At 46.8% G+C, this 17,082-nt stretch carries 10 protein-coding genes; 6 read left to right on the top strand and 4 right to left on the bottom strand.

What is annotated here, in order from left to right:
* Positions 1-16 precede the first annotated feature (16 nt).
* From ACYVGR_RS14925 to ACYVGR_RS14900, 6 genes are all read left to right on the top strand, one after another.
* Positions 17-1,444, top strand: a complete 1,428-nt coding sequence (locus ACYVGR_RS14925) for an ATP-binding cassette domain-containing protein (protein WP_460957975.1) — start codon at positions 17-19, stop codon at positions 1,442-1,444.
* A gap of 219 nt (positions 1,445-1,663) precedes the next feature.
* On the top strand, positions 1,664-3,850 hold the full coding sequence (locus ACYVGR_RS14920; protein WP_460957973.1) for a T9SS type B sorting domain-containing protein: 2,187 nt from the start codon (positions 1,664-1,666) through the stop codon (positions 3,848-3,850).
* 82 nt (positions 3,851-3,932) lie between these two features.
* The gene (locus ACYVGR_RS14915; RefSeq protein ID WP_460957971.1) at positions 3,933-6,380 is read left to right on the top strand and encodes an OmpA family protein; all 2,448 of its coding nucleotides are present in this window, start codon (positions 3,933-3,935) and stop codon (positions 6,378-6,380) included.
* Between the two features lie 115 nt (positions 6,381-6,495).
* On the top strand, positions 6,496-7,302 hold the full coding sequence (ispE, locus tag ACYVGR_RS14910) for a 4-(cytidine 5'-diphospho)-2-C-methyl-D-erythritol kinase (RefSeq protein ID WP_460957969.1): 807 nt from the start codon (positions 6,496-6,498) through the stop codon (positions 7,300-7,302).
* A gap of 75 nt (positions 7,303-7,377) precedes the next feature.
* Positions 7,378-7,986, top strand: a complete 609-nt coding sequence (locus ACYVGR_RS14905; protein WP_460957967.1) for a cytochrome c oxidase subunit 3 — start codon at positions 7,378-7,380, stop codon at positions 7,984-7,986.
* A 72-nt stretch (positions 7,987-8,058) separates the two neighbouring features.
* Entirely contained in the window at positions 8,059-10,035 is a 1,977-nt protein-coding gene (locus tag ACYVGR_RS14900; RefSeq protein ID WP_460957965.1) for a M1 family metallopeptidase, read from the top strand.
* A gap of 92 nt (positions 10,036-10,127) precedes the next feature.
* On the opposite strand, the gene ACYVGR_RS14895 is transcribed toward ACYVGR_RS14900, so the two are convergent.
* The 4 genes from ACYVGR_RS14895 to secA form a co-directional block, all read right to left on the bottom strand.
* Positions 10,128-11,066: a 3-oxoacyl-ACP synthase III family protein gene (locus tag ACYVGR_RS14895; RefSeq protein ID WP_460957963.1), complete on the bottom strand. Its 939-nt coding sequence runs from the start codon at positions 11,064-11,066 to the stop codon at positions 10,128-10,130.
* A gap of 151 nt (positions 11,067-11,217) precedes the next feature.
* Positions 11,218-12,336 carry a glycosyltransferase gene (locus ACYVGR_RS14890; protein ID WP_460957961.1) on the bottom strand — a complete coding sequence of 373 codons (1,119 nt, stop codon included), beginning with the start codon at positions 12,334-12,336 and terminating at the stop codon, positions 11,218-11,220.
* A 13-nt stretch (positions 12,337-12,349) separates the two neighbouring features.
* Complete coding sequence (locus tag ACYVGR_RS14885) at positions 12,350-13,432, bottom strand: hypothetical protein (RefSeq protein ID WP_460957959.1); 1,083 nt, start codon at positions 13,430-13,432, stop codon at positions 12,350-12,352.
* A gap of 109 nt (positions 13,433-13,541) precedes the next feature.
* Complete coding sequence (gene secA, locus ACYVGR_RS14880; protein WP_460957957.1) at positions 13,542-16,931, bottom strand: preprotein translocase subunit SecA; 3,390 nt, start codon at positions 16,929-16,931, stop codon at positions 13,542-13,544.
* Between the last annotated feature and the right edge of the window lie 151 nt (positions 16,932-17,082).

The following is a 17,082-nucleotide window of genomic DNA, read 5'->3' as shown; positions in this document are numbered from 1 at the left end:
TATGGCCCCGTTTTTTATGTCTGAACCGATTCCATTAATTGCTCTGAATAAGTTGACCGTCCAGAGAAGCGGCCGGACATTAGTACGAGAACTCACGTTTCAATTGCATCCAAGTGAATGCTGGGCTGTAATTGGCCCCACTGGTAGCGGAAAGACAGCCTTTCTGCAAGCACTCGCTGGTCAATTTCATGCTGGGCCAGATACTTTGTCCCGGCGGGTACCAACCGAATTTGTTTCTTTTAAAGAAGAGTCCAGCAAGTTTTCGTATAGTGGGTATTTCTACCAGCAGCGTTATCAGGCTACCATGAGCGATAGTCCGGAAAGCGATGATCCTGCTTATCAGTCAATTCCAACGCTTCGCAGCTTTTTGCAGTTGACCGACTCACCAGAATCGCTGGCACTGGTTGATCGATTAGGCCTGACACCTATTTTAGACCGGGCGTTTATTAAACTATCCAATGGCCAGACCCGGAAAGCCCGTATTGGGAAAGCCCTTTTGAAGCACCCGTCAGTTTTATTACTCGATAATCCTTTTGTGGGCTTAGATGCCGGTTTTCGGGCTGAGCTAACGCAGTGGTTAGGCGAACTCACGACGCATGGACTAACGCTTGTTTTGGTAACAGAACCAGATGATATTCCATCGTTTAGTACACATATTGCTGAATTAAAAAATGGCCAGATGCAGTGGGCAGGCCCTAAAGAAAACTATCGTCCTGTTGCGCCAGATTTTCCCAATGTCACTCCCCCTGTTTTACATACAAAGGCGCCCATAGCTGATTTTCAGGAGGCTTTTCGACTCAATAATGTAACCGTTCGCTATGGTGATACCATCATTTTGAACGGACTGAATTGGGCCGTACGGACGGGCGAACGCTGGGCGTTGTTTGGCCAAAATGGGGCTGGCAAATCGGTTCTGCTCAGTTTGCTCTATGGTGATCATCCGCAGGCGTATGCTAATGATGTGAGCGTTTTTGGCCATCGACGTGGTAAATCGGGCGAGAGTATCTGGGATGTCAAGCGTCGGATTGGTTTTGTTTCTCCCGAATTGCATTTGTATTTCCCACAGGCTTTATCAGTTCGGCAGGTGGCGTTGACAGGATTGACGGACACTCTAACCCCGCCCAATAAAGTATCGCCCGAAACCGAGACCGATCTAAGTAATTTGCTGTCGTATTTTGGGCTGTCTCATCTTATCAATTGCTCGTTTGGCACATTATCGGCCGGGGAGCAACGCTTGATTTTGCTGATCCGGGCTTTTCTAAAAAATGCTCCCGTCTTGTTACTGGATGAGCCCTTTCAGGCAATCGATTCGTCGCATATTTTGCTGGCTCGGAAACTTATCGACAGCTTCGTTGACAAAACCATTCTTTTCGTTACACACAATAAGCACGAACTCCCTAGTAGCATCGACCAACTTTATACCGTTAAGGTAGAGTCTAGGTAAGAAATATTCTTTCTGCAGAATGGTCTTATAACAACCAGAGTTGCCTGCTCAATTATATACGTAGTTATTGTAATAAATACCTAACCTTGGCATGGTTTATGAGGAATAAGCTTCCCTTTCGTTGATATACGATAAAATGATAGTTTGTTGGTAAAACAAAGGAAGGAGTAGCTTAAATCTCCCAATTAGTAGATATTCTATACTGCCAAAAGGCTTGGCATGAAATTCGTCTTAAAGCCTGGTAAGCGACATGAATTGATGAGGAAACAGCTACTAAAAAAAATTATTGGAAGTTATGGGTGGGTGGTCATATGGCTGATGGTAGTGCCAGACGTCATGGCGGTAACCTATCCATTGGCCGATACATGTCAGCATCCCGACCCTCCGGTCATTACGGGATCGGCTAAGTTTATTTGCCGGAATGAGTCCGTTGTGCTAACCGCAACCGGCTGCACAGGTACCGTCATCTGGTCGAATGGTGATACGGGCAATACGATTACGATAAAACCCCAGCAAACTACCAAGTATACTGCTATCTGCCGGGCTAAACCAGGTTGTATTAGCTGCTTCGCCGACGTCTGGAAAGTGACCGTTAATACACCTGCTGCCCCAACCGTTACAGCTTCGTCGAAACTTATATGCCCTAACGAGTCCGTTACGCTAACCGCTTCGAATTGTAAAGGAACTGTACGGTGGATAAGTCAGGATGGAAGCGAACAGGATACGGGGGCTGTTTGGAAAGGCAACCTTCTTGAGACAACTACATTTCGGGCTACCTGCGAGCAAAATAATTGCATCAGCAACCCATCTATTCCCGTTTCAGTACAAGTTGCTGTACCCAATGCGCCCGTTATTACAGCTGATAAGCAGGAAGTTTGCGCTGGGCAAGTTGTTCAGTTAAGGGCATCGGGCTGCGTGGGTATCGTTCGCTGGATGGATGGGATTGAGGGGGCTTTTCGAACTGTAAATCCTTTAGCAACAATTAATTACAGAGCATTGTGTCAGGTTGGTTCGTGCCGTAGTGATAGCTCTCAAGCAGTATCGGTGACGGTACAGTCAATCGAACAGAAGCTGAATTTGCTGACAACATTGACTAACAAATGTCCTTTCCAAACGGCTGACCTCTCGAAAGCTATTACGACTGGAAACGTTTCGGGTCTTCGGTATGAATTTAAAACAGAACCTTCTATTGCGGCTCTCGCGGTTCAATCGCCGGGGGCAGCCGTTGCTGGGACTTATTATATTTTCGGACGAAATGCGGATGGTTGCTATACCGAGCCAACCGCTATTACGGTAAACATTACGCCTTGTCAGAACGCTATTCCCCCTTGTTTGAGCAATCCGGCCGCAGTAGCTATTCGACTCGATTCGCTTGACTGGACAAAAGGCGTTGTTCAACTCAAAGCACAATTGAGTGGTTCGGCAACGTCGCCCATCTGGCAAAATGAGGGTGGCGGATTATTTACCAATACAGGCTTAAGTGCCCGTTATTTATTATCCGAATCTGATCGTCAGCGTGGTACAACAACATTTACACTTTCTGTCGCTGACCCTGATGGTACTGGCCCTTGTACAGGTGCTTCTGTTCAGCAAACGGTGAAAGCTCCATCAAGAGAAATTGTTGGGTTGAGCAAAAAAGTAGGTGAACCAGTCTGGGTGGTTAACGGGAAAGACCGTCTGGTCGAACTTACCTATCAGCTCGTAGTGGCTAATATGGGTCAAAACGAGCTTAAGCAGATTCAGGTGGTCGATAATCTGGACGTTGCTTTCACCAGTCTAGGCGCAAAAATACAGTCAATAAACGTCCAGGCCGATAACGGCTTAATTGTCAATGCCGCTTATACCGGACGTGGTGCTGATACAACATTAATTAGCAATGGTAGCCTGCCCGTTGGTGGCCACGCTCGTGTATTATTAACTGTACGATTGGATGTAAGTCAGGCCAGCACCCTCACATTTAGTAATATAGCTAGTATTCAGGCAGTGGATATCAATGGTGGACTTTGTCGGGATCGTTCGACGAATGGTGTAGAGGCTGATCCTGATCAAAATGGTAACCCCGCCGATAATGACGAGCCGACGGTAGTTGTTCTGCACTCCCTACAGTCTGAAGAAACGGAGACGGTATTTATTCCGGAAGGTTTTTCTCCGAATGGAGATGGTATTAACGATCGGTTTGTTATTCAACGAGTACCTGCTGGTGTAACGGTTCAATTAGACATCTACAATCGCTGGGGCAACCTGGTTTATCAAAATTTAAACTATACAAATGATTGGGATGGGACTGCAAATCAGGGTATAAAAACGGCTGATGCAAAGCAGGGCCTTCCAGACGGTACCTATTACTATCAAATTAGGCTTAGCGACGGGCGAGAGTTTGTCCGCTTCCTGACGTTGGCCAGATAAGTTTTTTAGCAATGATTTGAGGTCAAATTCGTTTGCCGAATGGGGGTAGAGCGGTTGATCGTAGGGTCTAAGTAAGACACCAATGAGTAAGAATTGGATAACGTGGATTTTGGGCGGATTACTGTGGCTAAGCTGTGCAACAGCTTGGGCACAGGTAGATTCATTATTGCAGCAGGCGGACCGCTTGCTCAATTATAAAGCGTATGGACGAGCCATTGAAGCGTACTCACAACTGTTAAACGAGCAGGCTGATCAACTAACGCCTGCTCAGAAAGTAATGGCCCAGGGCCGAATCGCAACCGCTTATCGACAAGTTGGTGATGGACAAAAAGCCGAACGGTACTTTCGGGAAGCGTTGGGCAATAGTATCGACGAGAATCCGCAATTGATGTTACAATTTGCCCAGACTCTGGTAGGTAACGGCAAATATCAGGAAGGGCAAAAAGTATATGAGCGCTATGAACAACTCAAAGCAAAACAACCCGCGCGCCAACCCATAAATTCACCTGCTACTCCTTCGTCAACAAATACCCGGAAAGAGGCCGTAAAATACCGGCTAGAATACCTGGGCTTTAATTCGTCGGGCGAGGAGTTTAGTCCGGCGTTTTACCAGGATGGCCTTGTATATGTGGCAGGTAAAAAAGGCGGCTCTGCTATTGAAACGACGGGTAGTGGTGGTGGATCGGGCTATTTGGATTTACTGTATATTCCTGATCGGAATAACTTGAAAGTAAGCAGCATAATTAATGCAGACGGCAGCACCAGCAAGCCTTCGAACGATCGGGTTAAAACCGATCGGCGTAGTGAGAACGAAAACTATAGCCGTCAGACGGCAAATGACTCACCCACAGTGCCTAGTTTTGGGGATGGTATTAATATTTCAGGCGGTTTAGGGTACGAGAAAAGCCCCCAAAATGCGTCGAAACGCTTTAGCCGGACACTCAACACAAAATACCACGAAGGACCAGCCACGTTCTCCCAGGATGGTTCGCAAATTATTTTTACTCGTAACAATTACAACAATGGCCGGGCAAATAAGAGCGCAGAAGGCGTAAACAAGCTCAAACTCTACACCGCTATTCAACAAAATGGCGCCTGGACAGATATTGTCGAATTGCCTTTCAATAGCGACGAATACTCGGTTGGCCACCCCGCCTTGAGCCACGATGATGCGTTGCTCTATTTTGCCTCCGATATGCCCGGTGGCTACGGTGGAACGGACCTCTATGTTTCTCGTTTTCAGGATGGAAAATGGAGTCGCCCTGTTAATTTAGGCAGCACCATTAATACGAAGGGGAATGAACTGTTTCCATTCGTCGACGAAGCTGGAAACCTGTATTTTGCAACGGATGGCCATAAAGGATTGGGTGGGTTAGATATATTTTTTGCCACCTTAAGCCAAGGGACTGCGGTGCAATCGGTTGAGCACCTCGATGCGCCGATCAACTCTCCGCAAGACGATTTTGGATTGATCACAGATGCTAATCGTCGTGGCGGTTATTTTAGCAGTAACCGGCGCGATGGGAATGATGATATCTATCGGTTTATTCGGGAAAGCTCTCTCTTTGGCTGTCGTGACCTGATTATCCGGCTCTATGATACAAACACAGAGCAACCTTTGGATAGTGTTAGCGTTTTGGTTAAGGCGAAAGCAGAAGGGCGCCCCAATCAAACCCTAACCAGCGACCGGAATGGGTATGTACGGATTTGCCTGGAAGGTACGAATGACTTTATTTTCCAGGCCAGCCGGGATGGCTATATTAACAGTACCGTCGGTTTCACGAACCGGGCCGTAACGGATGATCAACCAAGCCGACTCGAAATTGGCCTGATTAAGCCAACGGTTGTGATGGATACGATTCCGGCTGAGAATGTAAATACGCCAGCCACGTTAACCCGGTCACGGGTTCGAGGTGTTGTGCTCAGTGAGCGAACGCATCGCCCCATTGAAGGCGTAACGGTCCGACTTCGAAATGAATGCGACCGAACCCAGCTTGAATACGTAACCGGACCCGACGGCCGGTATTCATTTGATATTAAGGAGGGCTGTGACTATACACTGGTTGCTTCAAAGCCTGAATTTGGTACGAATACCAATAAAATAAAACGACTGCCTAAAAAGGCAAAACCAAAAGAACTGTCGGCCGATTTGAAGATGCTGAGCGTGGGAGACGTCGTTACGATTGATAATATTTATTACGACCTCGACCAATCCAGTCTACGTCCAGACGCATCCCGCGAATTGGATAAAGTAGTGGCAACGATGCGCAAATACCCAACGCTGATTATCGAAATCCGGTCGCATACCGACAGCCGGGGCGAGGCCGAGCATAACAAAGCACTCTCGTTACAACGGGCAAAAGCCGTGGCAAATTATTTAGTCTCGAAGGGCATCAGCCGTCGACGCATGGCTACGCTTGGCATGGGTGAGTCGCAATTGGTTAATAATTGTACCGATGGCGTAATCTGTACCGAAGCGGAACACCAGCGTAATCGCCGAACGGAATTTAAAGTGGTAGCAATAAAGTAAGAATGATGAATGATGAATGATGAATGATGAATGATATTTTATTTCGTAGCGTTTATCTTGCGTAATCGGTTACCAGCACTGGCTACTATCATTCATCATTCATCATTCATCATTCTTGATCACATTCCCTTCCTGTAAAATTAACCTCGGTTTGCGCATCACTGAAAAGCGGCCCGATGGTTTTCATAACCTCCAATCGTGTTTTTATCCCGTTAATTGGAGTGATGTGCTGGAAACGATTCAAGCCAATGAATTCAGCTTCAGTAGTAGTGGTTTACCCATTCCAGGAGATGCCCATAACAATCTTTGCGTTAAGGCTTATAATCTAGTAAAGGCCGATTTTGATTTGCCGCCTGTTCAGATGCACCTGCACAAAATGGTGCCCATTGGTGCCGGGCTAGGAGGGGGCTCTGCTGATGCGGCCTTCGCTCTGAAATCGCTCAATGAACAATTTGGGCTGGGCTTAAGCGTTTCTCAATTGGAGGATTATGCTCGCTTGTTAGGTAGCGATTGCGCCTTTTTTATACAGAATCGTCCACTTTACTGTATTGAAAAAGGCGATATATTCTCGGAAATTGCGGTTGATTTGAAGGGGTATCATATTGTGCTCGTCTACCCAAATCTGGCAATCTCCACGGCTGAGGCCTATGCAGGTGTTAAACCTCATAATCCCGAAGTTTCATTATTTGAGCAGCTGCAATTGCCGATAGATACCTGGCGTGATACAGTTCACAATGATTTTGAAGATAGTCTATTTCCCAGGTACCCAGTTTTGCCTCAAATAAAGCAGCAACTCTACGACGATGGAGCGGTATATGCTAGCATGAGTGGGTCAGGCTCAACCGTGTACGGAATTTTTAATGGGCCGGTTGTTGTCCCAAACCAATTTTCAGCCTACCGCGTTTGGCAAGGAGAACTATGAGAAAGTTTATGGTATTTGGTTTACGGTTTATACTGCCGTCCCAAAACCGTAAACCAAATACTGGAAACTAATTTGATGAGCAACTTCGTGACCAAACGGCGGGAGCCGTTTCGCTTTATGGTCTGGCTGGGAATTGCCAGTAGCGTGACGGTTTTCACGATGTTGTTAGTGACTTACGTAATTCGTCAGACTGGTTCTGGCTGGGTTAACATAAAGTTGCCCATGGTGTTTCTAATCAGCACAGGTGTTATTGTGCTGAGCAGCTTTACGCTCAACAATGCCATGCTGGCCTTCCGGCACGAACGTTTCGGAAACTACCGTACCAACCTGGCTACGACACTTGGATTAGGTATTTTATTCATGTTGTTGCAAGGTTGGGGTTGGCGAGAGCTGATTCTGGCTGGAGTCGGGTTAGAGGGCAACCCGGCTGGTGGATTTATTTACATTATATCGGGAATTCATCTGCTTCACATTCTGGTTGGCGTAATTTTTCTTGGCATTGTGCTGGCCGAAGCGCTGGCTCGCCGACCTTATATCGACTCGTTTGTCTACAGCGTTAACCCACCAAATCTTCTAAAAATCAAGCTAATTACGCTCTATTGGCATTTTGTTGATATCCTCTGGATTGGCTTGTTTCTTTTCCTACTTGTTCATCACGGTATCAATTGGCACCTGTCTTTGTAGCTGCCATCTGATTTTAGGGCTTTATCGCGTTATTTGTAGTAAATAATACAGTTGTTACGTACCTAGAACTTCATGAAAAGAATACTTCTCTGGGCTGGATTGTGGTTGTTAAGCTTACTATCATTCGCCCAAACGTCACCTTCGTCGACATCCACGCCGGGATCGAAATATGACCCGCTTGCGCTCTTCCACCCTTTATTTAATATGCAACCGGGAAACGATTATCGTACCGGCAGTGGTGCGCCTGGGCCGAATTATTGGCAGAATCGGTCAGATTATCAGATCAACGTTACGCTTGATGACCAGAAGAATACAATTACGGGTGAGGTGACGATAACATACAAAAATAATTCGCCCGAAACGTTAGCCTATTTATGGCTTCAATTGGACCAGAATGCGTTTAGCGATACATCACGAGCGGCCAAAACAACCCCTGTTTCAGGCGGTCGGTTTGGTAATCAGGGCTTTTCGGGGGGATTAACTATCTCGAGTGTAACTGTCGATGAGGGAAAGGGTAAATTTGTCGCAATGCCCTACGAAATTACGGACACGCGTATGCAGGTGCGTCTGGCCGATCCTGTAAAACCCAAGGGTGATGTCGTGAAAGTTAAAGTTGCCTACAGCTTTAAAATTCCCGAATATGGTTCCGATCGGATGGGGCAGCTTCTTCGTAAAGATGGTATTATCTACGAAATCGCTCAGTGGTATCCACGCATGTGTGTGTACGACGACATCGAAGGCTGGAACGTACTTCCCTATCTAGGGGCTGGAGAGTTTTACCTCGATTACGGCGATTATGAATATAGCATTACGGCTCCCTGGAACCATATTGTGGTGGGATCGGGCGAGTTGCTAAATCCAACAGAAGTATTAACTGCTGAACAGATCAAACGCCTAGAGCAAGCCCGTAAAAGCGATCAAACTGTCATTATTCGCGGGAAAGATGAAGTGAACAATCCCGATACCCGACCGAAAAAAATGGGCACCCTGACCTGGAAGTTTCGCTGCCTGAATACTCGCGACGTTGCCTGGGCTTCTTCGCGGGGGTTTGTCTGGGATGCCGCTAAAATGAATCTGCCCAGTGGTAAACCTGCCCTCGCGCAGTCGGTTTACCCCGCCGAAAGTGCGACGAATGATTCATGGAACCGCTCTACTGAATATGTGAAAGGATGCGTTGAGTTCTATTCGAAATACCTGTACGAATTCAGCTATCCTGTGGCAACCAATGTGGCCGGTATTGTAGGCGGCATGGAGTACCCTGGTATTATTTTCTGCGATCACAAAGACAAAAAAGATGCTCTCTGGGGAGTAACCGATCATGAATTCGGGCACAACTGGTTCCCGATGATTGTGGGTAACAATGAGCGTAAATTCCCCTGGATGGACGAAGGGTTCAACACCTTTATCAATACGCTCTCAACTGCTAATTTCAACAAAGGCGAATACAATCGGGAACGAGGCACCATGCATGATTTAGCTCCCGCTCTGTTCTATCCCGCTGAACCAATCATGACGATTCCCGATGTACAGCAACCTCGGGCTTTGGGTATCCTGGCGTATTATAAACCAGGAATGGGTCTGAAATTGCTGCGTGATGTAATTCTTGGGCCAAATCGTTTCGACTTTGCTTTCCGGAATTACGTGAATCGCTGGGCGTTTAAGCACCCAACGCCTTATGATTTCTTCCGAAGTATTGAAGATGGCGCTGGTGAAGACCTAGGTTGGTTTTGGCGTGGTTTCTTTTACGAGACCTGGAAACTAGACCAGGGTGTGAAAGAGGTAAAATACGTGGACGGTGCCGCCGATAAAGGCTCGCTCATCTCGATTGAAAACCTTGAAAAAATGGCCATGCCAGTTACGATCGAGGTAACGGAAACCAACGGAAAAAAAGGCCGTATCAATTTACCAGTGGAAGTATGGCAACGGGGTGCTTCCTGGACGTTTAAGTATAACTCAACTTCTCCGCTGAAATCGGTTGTTCTTGATCCCGACGAGCAATTGCCGGACGTCAATGAAAAGAACAACGTTTGGCGAGGAGAAGCGCAATAGAAGGAGAAAAGGGAGGAGGGGGAGTAAAAGGAAAAAGACTGGTCTAGTAGCTCCTTTTTCCCTTTACTCCCCCTCCTCCCTTTTCTCCTTTTTTATACTTCTACCAGCATAGCTCCGTAGGAGTAACCCCCACCAAATACCGTGATGATAATACGTTGTCCTTTCTGAAAGGTATCCCATTGCTCCGAAAGGGCAATGGCACAGCCTGCACAGCCCGTATTTCCATAGCGTTGGATATTGGAGATAAGCTTCTCTTCGGGCAGCCCAAGTGTATTCATGACATTTCGCGAAATGCGCAGATTGGCCTGGTGGGGCAAAATGTAATCTACATCTGCCAGTCCTAATCCGCAACGCTCGAGTACTTGCAGACTGGCCTTAGGCATATACTGGCAGGCATTAATAAATACATCGCGACCGTGTGGCATCGTTACGCCACCGTCGGCAGGTTTCATCATGACGCCAGTAGTTGCTTTAGGTGTATGAGCCGCTCCACCTGTCAGCAAGGCCTTAATGGCAAAGTCATCTTCGCTCTGCCTTTCTTTGGTAATGAGCAAAGCTGCGGCCCCATCGCCCCATAAATGGCCGGAAATGGTATCCTGTTCGTTATAGTAAAGCGTGTTATGCTCCGATACAATGACTAACGCGCGTGTTGCTTTATTTAAGGCAAAATAGCCTTCAACTACCTCTATTGCGTTCAATAGCGATGAACAGGCTGTTGAAATGGAAATAGTTGGGATATCAGCAATACCGAGGTAGTGTTGAGCCTCGTGAGCAATGGAAACAATGGTATCGTAAGGGGTATACGTTCCACCAACAATCAAATCAATCGTGGAGAGATCTGCCTTTTCCTGAAGTCGTTTAACGACCTCAATTGTCATGGTATTCGTATTTTCTCCGGGAGCAGCTTTACGTCGCTCCACAATTCCAGTGCGTTCGATAATCCAGTCGCTAGACAGACCGTTGAGCTGGGTAAAATGTTCGTTGCCAACTACCTGCGTTGGTAGGTAATGGCTTACTGCGTGAATGTACATCAGGCCAAATAAATTGGGTTACCACTCAGACAACCCTTAATTAATGTCTAAAGTTAAATCCTTCCGGGAAAACGTAGCATTGGACATTAGAACAATACCATAAACTATTCAATATGTCTTGTTTTTGTCCTACTAGTTAACTCTATTGCGCTCAATAAAGTATGTGTTCGTAAAAATTAAGCAGCTTTTGGGCCTCGCTCGTCCAGTTGTAAAATTGTGATACGGCTTTATAGCCTCGCTCTCCCATGGCTCTCGCTTCGTCGGGATGATCCACCAGGTAAACGAGTGCATTGGCTATCTGAATTGGGTCAGAGGGCGACACACAAAATCCGCACTGATGCTGTTCAACAACGCCTTGATAAAGCGCAAAGTCGGACGTAATAACAGGTAGGCCAAGTGCCATATACTCAAATAACTTGGTGGTGTAAGAATCAGGATAATCGCCTACGGGCTTGAGTAGCGCCAGCCCGGCTGTTGCCCCAGCAGCATACGGAAAAGCAACCCGTTGATCGGTGTAACCGTGGAAGTGGAGATTTGGCTGGATGGCGCTGTAATTAGGAAGCTTGATTAAATCACACTCTGTAAATGTCTGCTGCCCAAACAAGTGCACGCTGATTTTTGGGTAAATTTTCTTCAATTGTGCCAACGCTTCGACCAACGTATCGAAGGCGCGCTCGAAGCTAAGCCAGCCAATGTAGAAAAATTTTGGCTTAGCCGAACTTGGGTTGTAAGGTTGTCGCAACGGCTCCAGCAAGGATAGTAGGGGATAGTTATAGATTACGGCATGAGGCTTTGCCAGTTTCGTATAGGTATCCAGATACGCGTGTTCGGTAAAGATCAGATAGAAATGCTTTTGCGCTAGCTGATCGAACCAGGCGAATGCCTTTGTCAATAAAAAACTTTTATTGATGGTTTTAAGGTGCATTTTCTTGTGCAGATTCTCCTGCACCTCATAAATTATCTGTGCCCCAAAAAGTCGAAAAATGTACGCAAATGGCAAAAACTCAGGTACGTATACGTGTACGAGTTTCGGTCGTAGCCAAATACATCGGAAAAGGATAAATGGACAGGTTAATAGAATTCGCCAGATAACCCGCCGGAAATAAGGAAGACTGATAAAATGGATTGCGGGTGCGACAGTTGAATCGGCATGAGGTAGTGCACAAAACACATCATAGTGTTCGGCCAGTGTCTGACATTGTTTGAAAACTATCCGTGGATCTTGCGGCTGATGGGCTGTGCTAATATGCAGAACGCGGACTTTTTTCATTAACAATGCCTCATCACTTTATGACGCCTAAAGTACGGAGTTCTTCATCAATTTTCTGATTCCAGCGTTCCTGGGCTACCTGATTGATACTATGGTTCGTTTCGTCGTCGTATTGAGTTTGCATACGATTCAGTTCTCGATAGGATTCGATAAACTGGTACTGAGCAATGCTGTTATAGTCCTCTAAAGTCAGACTATCAGGATTCATTTTGCGCTTGAATCGCTCAACGATAATTTTGGTAATGTCAAAATGACGTTGCTCGTGGTTTAGAGCGTAGGCTGTTCGGGCATCAGACCGACCCCACGAAGAGGTTTTCAACATATAGGCTTTTGCTCTCAGGTTTAGGATAATAATGCCGTCTTTCACCGTACTTTTTCCCTCGTACGAAAAACTGGTGAAGACTTCTGCCGCATAATGACTGCCTTTACGTGGAGCTGCCTGAAAATCGGCCCAGGTTAGTTTTCGGGCAGGATTATAATGTACGGTATCGTCATCAGTAATTCGGTTGTCGTCAATAAAGTTGATTTTAAGGCTTCGGGCCAATTTCTCATTTCGACCACTCTCTCGATTCATATAGTCATTTAAGCTCTTCAGGGAAGCAACTAGTGCCTGCCGAATAGTTTGCTCAATGACCCCTGTCTGGTCGATGGGGCGGGTGTAATTGGCGCTCCCCCGATAATCGGTTAGACGAGTACTCGTTTCAGTTCCAGAGTCATCTTTTCCCACTAAATCGAATGCTACCTCATAGGTAAACTGACCCGTTACACGATTGCCTTTTGCCGATTCGTTTACCCGACACTGGCGGATACGCATCGCAATCGGGCGGAGTTTCTTATTTTGTTTCAGGCCCTGATTGATAAACTGCTGGAAACTGGCAGCTACACCTTTCTCTAAATCAACGGGTTGTATAGATTGATTGAGGATTAATGCCAACCGAGCAATGGCCCCTTTTTCGCTACGTTGATCGGTAACTTCAGCAATGTAAAATTCTTTCGGGGTGAAAGGTATTGGTTCTGGGCGAAGGCGGATGGGATCGGCCACGGGTGAAAAGAACGAAAGCCCGACTAAAAACAGAGCAAAAAAAATGTGGTACATGCTGCCTTGATAACGGCTTAATAGGATGAATAGTACAGCGCGTACTACATAAAAAACGCCCTCCGAATTTACCATCCAGAGGGCGTTTTCACAACTATTGACCAGCGTCCTAATCGATGATCATGGCTTTACCGCTCAGGACATCGTTTTCCACTGTTTTGAACTTAACATCTTTCTTTACGGAACCATCGGCGTATTGCACGCTGACACGAGCGTTACGATCCTGTTTAGCCACCCGTACCGGAGCTTGCCGAGGCATTGGTGGGGCACCAGCGCCCATTGCATCATTCTCGGCCATTCGACGAGCATATTCTTCAGGACCGGTAGCCAGGTGATCATCCTCAAAATCTTCGATATTGGTCTGAAGCTTTGGCTGAGGTTGTGGACGACGTTGAGCAGGAGCTTGACGGATTTCCTGTTCTATTTCCTGTGCTTCCTGAGCGGGGATATCAGCCTTCGTCAAGAAGTTGATGGTGTCGAAATTGACTTTGTTCAGGAAGCGTTTAAACAGCTCCACCGACTCGAATTTGTACACCAGCAAGGGGTCTTTCTGCTCAAAAACGGCATTCTGTACCGATTGCTTCAGATCATCCATCTCGCGAAGGTGTTCCTTCCACTCCTGGTCAATAACAGACAGAGTGACAGCTTTCTCCATTTCCGTCACGATTTCACGACCACCGCTTTCAACAGCCTTTTGCAGATCAGAAACCACTGTTAACTCGTGCATGCCATCTGAGAAAGGCACAACAATGTTTTTGATCTGATGGCCTTGTTCGTTCAGAACCTGAGTTAAAACAGGCAGCGCTTTCTCCGCGATCGCCTGATTTTTAGCTTGGTAATTAGCTTCGGCTTCGTTGTACAAATGCCGGATCTGATCTGGTTTCTTCATCCGACCAAATGCTTCGGCAGTTAATTCAGATGAAAGGCCTAATGTCGTCAGAAGCTGGAGCTTCACTTCTTCGTAATTCCCTTCCGAATTATTGACCGTTTCTTCCACCACATCATACATGGTGTTGGCAATATCGAGTGGCAAACGATCACCAAACAACGCATTCCGACGGCGTTTGTAGATCGCTTCACGCTGATAGTTCATTACGTCATCGTATTCGAGTAGCCGCTTCCGAATACCGAAGTTGTTTTCTTCGACTTTCTTCTGAGCGCGTTCGATCGATTTCGTAATCATCGAGTGCTGAATAACTTCACCCTCTTCGAGTCCCATTCGGTCCATCACTTTAGCGATCCGCTCTGAACCGAACAAACGCATCAGGCTATCTTCAAGTGAGACGAAGAACTGCGATGTTCCTGGGTCGCCCTGACGACCAGCCCGGCCACGTAACTGACGGTCGACCCGACGCGATTCGTGGCGCTCTGTACCGATGATGGCCAAGCCACCCGCTGCCCGCGACTCTGGCGTCAGCTTAATATCTGTACCACGGCCTGCCATGTTGGTGGCAATCGTAACCGTGCCCGGCAAACCTGCCGAGGCTACAATTTCGGCCTCCCGCTGGTGATATTTAGCGTTCAGAACCTGATGCTGAATTTTACGAATAGTCAGGAAGCGGCTCAGTAATTCAGAGTTTTCAACGGAGGTTGTACCCACCAGTACCGGGCGGCCTTTCTCCACCAGACTAGCGATTTCGTCCACCACCGCGTTGTACTTTTCACGAACGGAGCGATAAACTTTATCTTCTTCATCGACCCGACTAATGGCGCGGTTTGTTGGGATAACAACAACGTCCATTTTGTAAATCTGCCAGAACTCAGAAGCTTCCGTTTCAGCTGTACCAGTCATACCAGCCCGCTTGTGATACATCCGGAAGTAGTTCTGAAGCGTAACGGTAGCGTAGGTCTGCGTGGCGTCTTCAACCTTCACATTTTCTTTCGCTTCAACCGCCTGGTGCAAACCATCCGACCAACGGCGGCCTTCCATAATCCGGCCCGTTTGTTCATCGACGATTTTCACCTTACCATCCATAATAACGTATTCGGTGTCTTTCTCGAACAGCGTGTACGCTTTCAGCAGTTGGTTAACGGTATTAATACGCTGCGTTTTAACCGCGTAGTCACGAATAACAGCTTCTTTATGAAGGATCTTCTCCTGTTCCGAGAACTCACTATCTTTATCGATCACATTAAGATCAATCGATAAGTCGGGGAGGATAAAGAAATTAGGATCTTCGCCTGAACCCGTGATGTAGTCAATTCCTTTTTCCGTCAGGTCGATGCTATTGTGCCGTTCGTCGATGGTGAAATAGAGAGGAGCATCGGCTTCAGGCATCAATTTCTGGTTCTCGGCGAGATAAATCGATTCCGTTTTTTGGAGAAGGGCTTTATTCCCGGTTTCTGACAGAAACTTGATTAGAGGCTTATGCTTCGGTAAACCACGATAGGCGCGGAACAAAGACAGGCCCCCTTCTTTTTCATCTCCTGCCGCAATCTTCTTTTTGGCATCGTTCAGGTAATCGTATACTAATTTACGTTGAGCCTCAACTACACGGGATACACGGGGTTTTAACTCAATATAATCCTGCTCATCACCACGAGGTACTGGTCCACTGATAATTAACGGCGTACGAGCGTCGTCAATTAAAACGGAGTCAACCTCATCGACCATGGCATAATGGTGTTTCCGTTGAACCAACTCACTTGGTTCCCTGGCCATGTTATCGCGCAGATAGTCAAAGCCAAATTCGTTGTTGGTGCCGTAAGTAATATCCGCAAGGTAAGCGTTTTTGCGCTGCTCAGAATTAGGTTGGTGTTTGTCAATACAATCGACTCGAAGACCATGGAACTCAAACAGAGGAGCCATCCACTCGGAGTCACGTTTGGCCAGATAATCGTTGACCGTTACGATGTGTACACCACGACCCGCGAGGGCATTCAGAAAGGCAGGAAAAGTAGCGACGAGCGTTTTACCTTCACCAGTAGCCATTTCGGCAATCTTGCCCTGGTGCAAGACGACGCCCCCAATAATCTGAACATTGTAATGGACCATGTCCCATTTCACAGGCGTACCAGCCGCATCCCAGCGATTGGCCCAATGAGCCTGCTCACCGTCAATGGTTATATGCTTTTTACGGGTAGCCAATTCGCGGTCAGAATCTGTCGCTGTTACCGTTAGCTGTTCATTTTCGGTAAACCGCCGAGCTGTTTCTTTTACTACAGCGAAGGCCCGGGGTAAAATATCGAGGAGTACGCGCTCTAACTCGGTGTTCCGATCAGCTTCGAGTTTATCGATCTGATTAAAAAGACGCTCTTTTTCATTGACGTCAACGTCGGGATGACTAGCCTGTTCACCCAACTCAGCAAGCTGGTTGTCAATATCGGCTAACTCATCGGCAATTTGAGCTTTGAGCGACGCTGAGACCTGACGTAACTCATCATTGGAGAGGTCTTTTAATCGGGCAAATTCGGCATTCACCTTTTCGACATAAGGGAGTAATTCTTTGATGTCCCGTTGCGATTTGGTCCCGAAAAATTTAGCTATGAGATTAATCATTTCTTTTTGGTCATTAGTCGTCAGTCAATACCAGTAAGTATTATCGTTTAGTATTGACTACCGACCGTTTTTCCTACAAATTTAGTGCATTAAGGTGGGACTACAACGTAAAGGCTTGCGTGCCAGTCCTACCTTATTATAAGGGAACGGA

The organism is Spirosoma litoris (assembly GCF_054776755.1).
This window is presented reverse-complemented; position numbering and strand designations above follow the sequence as displayed.